The 4,780-nt window shown below is 45.0% G+C and carries 3 protein-coding genes and 2 pseudogenes; all 5 read left to right on the top strand.

The features are described from left to right. A pseudogene (locus ACEW8S_RS00025) lies at window positions 1-88 on the top strand (30S ribosomal protein S4); the annotation flags it as partial. 17 nt (window positions 89-105) lie between these two features. Further along, complete coding sequence (locus ACEW8S_RS00020; RefSeq protein WP_373516151.1) at window positions 106-1,098, top strand: DNA-directed RNA polymerase subunit alpha; 993 nt, start codon at window positions 106-108, stop codon at window positions 1,096-1,098. Between the two features lie 71 nt (window positions 1,099-1,169). Then, a pseudogene (gene rplQ, locus ACEW8S_RS00015) lies at window positions 1,170-1,670 on the top strand (50S ribosomal protein L17); the annotation flags it as partial. A gap of 459 nt (window positions 1,671-2,129) precedes the next feature. Then, window positions 2,130-3,251 carry a glutamine-hydrolyzing carbamoyl-phosphate synthase small subunit gene (gene carA / locus ACEW8S_RS00010; RefSeq protein ID WP_373516150.1) on the top strand — a complete coding sequence of 374 codons (1,122 nt, stop codon included), beginning with the start codon at window positions 2,130-2,132 and terminating at the stop codon, window positions 3,249-3,251. A gap of 109 nt (window positions 3,252-3,360) precedes the next feature. Then, a complete protein-coding gene (gene eno, locus ACEW8S_RS00005; RefSeq protein WP_373516149.1) occupies window positions 3,361-4,650 on the top strand; it encodes a phosphopyruvate hydratase in 1,290 nt (429 codons plus the stop codon). The last annotated feature ends 130 nt before the right edge of the window (window positions 4,651-4,780 follow it).

Here is a 4,780-nt window from a genome sequence, read left to right as displayed (position 1 = left end):
GGAAGGTACGTTCGTTGCCGTTCCCGAAAGAATGCAAATTCCCGAGAACATCAAAGAACAGTTAATCGTCGAGCTTTACTCTAAATAACTAAGAACACTATTTCTATGGCATTATTTAATTTTCAGAAACCTGATAAGGTTATCATGATCGATTCTTCGGATTTCGAGGGGAAGTTTGAATTCCGACCTTTGGAACCTGGCTACGGATTGACCGTTGGTAACGCATTAAGAAGGGTATTGCTTTCATCTTTGGAAGGTCATGCCATCACCTCGGTTAGAATTGACGGGGTAGAACACGAGTTTTCAGTGATATCGGGTGTTGTGGAAGACGTTACCGAAATCATCCTGAACCTAAAGCAAATGCGCTTTAAGAAACAAATCGATGATTCCGAGGCCGAGGTGGTCGCCGTTTCCGTTAGTGGTAAGAACCAATTGACCGCTGGCGATTTTCAGAAGTTCATTTCCGGATATCAAGTATTGAACCCGGATTTGGTCATCTGCAATATGGATTTAAAGGTAAGCATCAACCTGGAAATTGTCATTGACAAAGGCCGTGGGTATGTGCCTGCCGAGGATAACAAGAAATCCAACGCCGCTTTGGGCACTATCGCTATCGATTCGATTTTCACTCCGATCAAGAACGTAAAATACAGTATCGAGAACTTTAGGGTAGAGCAAAAGACCGACTACGAAAAATTGGTTTTCGAAATCGCTACCGATGGTTCCATTCATCCTAAGGATGCCTTGACCGAAGGTGCCAAAGTCCTGATCCATCACTTTATGCTGTTTTCCGATGAACGGATCACACTTGAGGCCGACGAAATCGCGCAGACCGAAACCTACGACGAAGAGTCCTTGCACATGCGCCAGTTGCTCAAAACAAAATTGGTCGATATGGACTTATCCGTACGTGCCCTGAATTGCTTGAAAGCTGCCGAGGTCGATAGTTTGGGAGACTTGGTTTCCTTCAACAAAAACGATTTGATGAAATTCAGGAATTTCGGTAAAAAATCATTGACCGAACTTGAGGAATTGGTCATCAATAAAGGTCTGACCTTCGGAATGGATCTTTCAAAATACAAATTAGATAAAGATTAAGACATTATTAATAGCTGTTTCCTACAGGAAGGCAGAACGCCTCAGTTGGGGAAATACACAGTACATACACCATGAGACACGGTAAAAAATTCAATCATTTAGGGCGAAAGACAGCGCATAGAAAAGCGATGTTGGCCAATATGGCCTGTTCCCTAATTGAGCATAAGAGAATAAATACAACGGTAGCCAAAGCGAAAGCCTTGAGACAGTTTGTCGAGCCATTGATCACAAAGTCGAAACCTGAAAACAATGTGACCGCCGAAAAAGGCACCCACAACCGACGTATCGTTTTCAAGAACCTTCGTGACAAATACGCGGTTACCGAGTTGTTCGGCGCCGTGGCCGAAAAAGTAGCGGACAGGCCCGGTGGCTACACCCGAATTATCAAACTGGGAAATCGCCTTGGTGATAACGCCGATATGGCAATGATCGAATTGGTCGATTTTAACGAAATCTATAACGCGGGCAAGGCTAAAAAGAAAACTACCCGAAGAAGTAGAAGAGGTGGTAAAAGTGAGGATACCCCTGTGACCGAACCCGTAGAGGAAACAAAAGCGGACGCAGGCAAGACCGAAGCCCCCAAATCGGATAAAGGAGCCGAGGTGGAAGACAAAAAAGAAGCTGAAACCAAAAAGGAATCCGAAGCCGAAGTCGAAAAGGCCAAGGAGACAGAAGCTACTCGTGAAGAGGAAGCGGCATCCGAAGAAAAGGCGGAAACCAAAGCGGACGAAAAACCGGAAGCCGAAGCAGCTCAAAAGCCGGAAGCAGAAGCCAAATCCGACCCAAATGACGATGACGCCGAGGACGCAGAAACTAAAAAAGACGACAATAAAGAATAAAATGTCGATAAATTTTGAACATAGTAAAAGGATAGGCTTGAGCGTCTATCCTTTTTTTGTGTTTATTTGTGAAGCGGAAAAAAAGTTTATGAGTTTATGGGTTTAGAAGTTTATTCGATGCCCGATGCCCGATGACCTTCGCCCGTCTTCTGTTACAAAATAATAATAGTAATCAATAATCACCTCCCTTCAATGAAATATCAAGCAAAAAAGAAAGCAGTAATTCTACTCGCCGATGGCACCATTTTTCACGGTAAAGCCGTAGGCGATAAAGAAGGTACGGCCTTCGGTGAGGTATGTTTCAATACGGGCATGACCGGATACCAAGAAATTTTCACCGATCCATCCTATTTCGGACAGTTGATGGTCACCACCAATGCACATATCGGCAACTATGGAACGCATTCCGACGAAGTGGAGTCGGATTCCGTAAAAATATCCGGACTCATATGTAGAAACTTCAGTTATGAGTTTTCAAGGGCCGTTGCGGACAAAAGTCTGAAACAGTTCTTGGACGAAAACCATCTTTTTGCTATTTCCGATGTTGATACGCGCGCCTTGGTAGGTTACATCCGGGATCAGGGTGCGATGAATGCGGTTATCACAACGGACATTGACAATTTAGAGGTGTTGAAAAAGCAACTTTCCGAAGTGCCCAGTATGGAAGGCTTGGAACTGGCTTCAAAAGTATCCACTACCGAACCTTATTTTTTCGGGGAAGAAAACGCTACCTTTAAAATTGCCGCACTTGACATCGGTATCAAAAGGAACATCCTTAGAAATTTAGCGAAAAGGGATGCCTACATCAAGGTTTTTCCCTACAACGCCACCTTTGAAGATATGGAGGCCTTTGGTCCTGACGCCTACTTCATATCCAATGGTCCCGGTGATCCCGAGCCGCTGACCGATGCCATAGCCGCAGCAAAGAAAATGATTGCCAGTGATAAACCGGTTTTTGGTATTTGCCTGGGCCATCAGGTTATTGCCCTCGCCAATGGGGTCTCCACTTATAAAATGCACAACGGGCATCGGGGCATCAACCATCCGATCATGAACCTTCGGACCGGTAAGGGGGAGATTACTTCCCAAAACCACGGTTTTGCCGTGAATCGGGAGGAGACCGAAGCGAATACTGATCTTGAAATAACACACGTACACTTGAATGATAAGACCGTAGCTGGAATCCGAATGAAAGACAGGAATGTATTCTCGGTACAGTACCATCCCGAAGCGAGTGCCGGTCCGCATGATGCCAATTATCTTTTTGATCAGTTTTTTGATCTGATCAAGTCAAAATCGGCTCAAACGGCATAGATTATCAAATTGTTATATCAGTTACATTATAGAGGAATACCACAACGAAATACTCCTTCGGTTTCGTATATTTGAAATTACTGAAAATCAATCTTAAACAAGTTATACTATGAGCATCATCCTTAGCGTTCACGCACGACAAATATTTGATTCAAGAGGCAACCCAACTGTAGAGGTCGACGTTATAACCGAAAACGGAATTATGGGAAGGGCTGCGGTACCCTCGGGTGCCTCGACCGGTGAACACGAAGCGGTCGAATTACGGGACGGGGGAAAGGCCTTTATGGGCAAAGGCGTCAGCAAAGCCGTTGAAAATGTAAATACGCTGATCGCTGAAGAAATTTTGGGCATGTCCGTCTTCGAACAGAATCTTCTCGATCAGACCATGATCGATCTTGACGGTACCCCGAACAAATCGAAACTGGGCGCCAATGCGATTTTGGGCGTATCCTTGGCCGCTGCCAAAGCCGCTGCGAACGAGCTCGGCATGTCCCTATATCGCTATGTAGGCGGGGTAAGTGCGAATACACTCCCGGTTCCGATGATGAACATCATCAATGGAGGCTCGCATTCCGACGCGCCGATCGCCTTTCAAGAGTTTATGGTGATGCCGGTCAAGGCGAATAGCTTTTCCCACGCTATGCAAATGGGTTCGGAAATCTTCCACAACCTCAAAAAGGTTTTGCATGACAGAAATCTAAGTACCGCAGTAGGCGATGAAGGCGGATTTGCACCAACACTTGATGGTACCGAAGATGCCCTCGAAACAATAGCGAAGGCGGTTGAAAATGCAGGTTACAAATTAGGGGATGATGTAATGATCGCCTTGGATTGTGCGGCAGCGGAATTTTATGTAGATGGCAAATACGATTATACGAAGTTCGAGGGAGATAAGGGTGCGGTACGGACTTCTGAGGAACAGGCGCAATATCTGGCGGACCTCTCCGAAAAATATCCGATAATTTCTATCGAAGACGGTATGGACGAAAACGATTGGGACGGTTGGAAGGCCCTTACCGATAAAATTGGCGATAAAGTACAGTTAGTGGGCGACGATCTGTTCGTGACCAATGTCGAACGCCTGGCAAAAGGTATCGAAAATGGTATTGCCAATTCAATACTTATCAAGGTGAACCAAATCGGTACCTTGACCGAGACCATTGCCGCGGTGAACATGGCAAAAAATGCAGGATATACTTCGGTAATGTCCCACAGATCGGGCGAAACCGAAGACAATACCATTGCCGATTTGGCGGTAGCATTGAATACCGGACAGATCAAGACAGGTTCGGCATCGCGTTCCGACCGTATGGCCAAGTATAACCAATTGTTGCGCATTGAGGAAGAATTGGGCGATATCGCCTATTTTCCCAAGGAAAAGGCGTTTAATCTAAAATAAGAACAGTTGATCGTATGAAATAGAATGTGCACACCTATCGATAAAATATAAACTCCGAACAATTAAAAAGCCTTCCGAATGTCGGAAGGCTTTTTTTTACGAAATCATTAAGATTATATAACTTAAATTA

Origin of the sequence: Pricia sp., assembly GCF_041745955.1 — a bacterium.
Classification (GTDB): domain Bacteria; phylum Bacteroidota; class Bacteroidia; order Flavobacteriales; family Flavobacteriaceae; genus Pricia.
Note: the sequence above shows the minus strand (reverse complement) of the source record. Positions and strands in the feature narration are given on the sequence as shown.

What these genes read in the sequence shown, in the direction of transcription:
- ACEW8S_RS00020 (WP_373516151.1), top strand. Translation starts at nt 106, where the DNA reads ATGGCATTATTTAATTTTCAGAAACCTGATAAGGTTATCATGATCGAT.
- carA (WP_373516150.1), top strand. Translation starts at nt 2,130, where the DNA reads ATGAAATATCAAGCAAAAAAGAAAGCAGTAATTCTACTCGCCGATGGC.
- eno (WP_373516149.1), top strand. Translation starts at nt 3,361, where the DNA reads ATGAGCATCATCCTTAGCGTTCACGCACGACAAATATTTGATTCAAGA.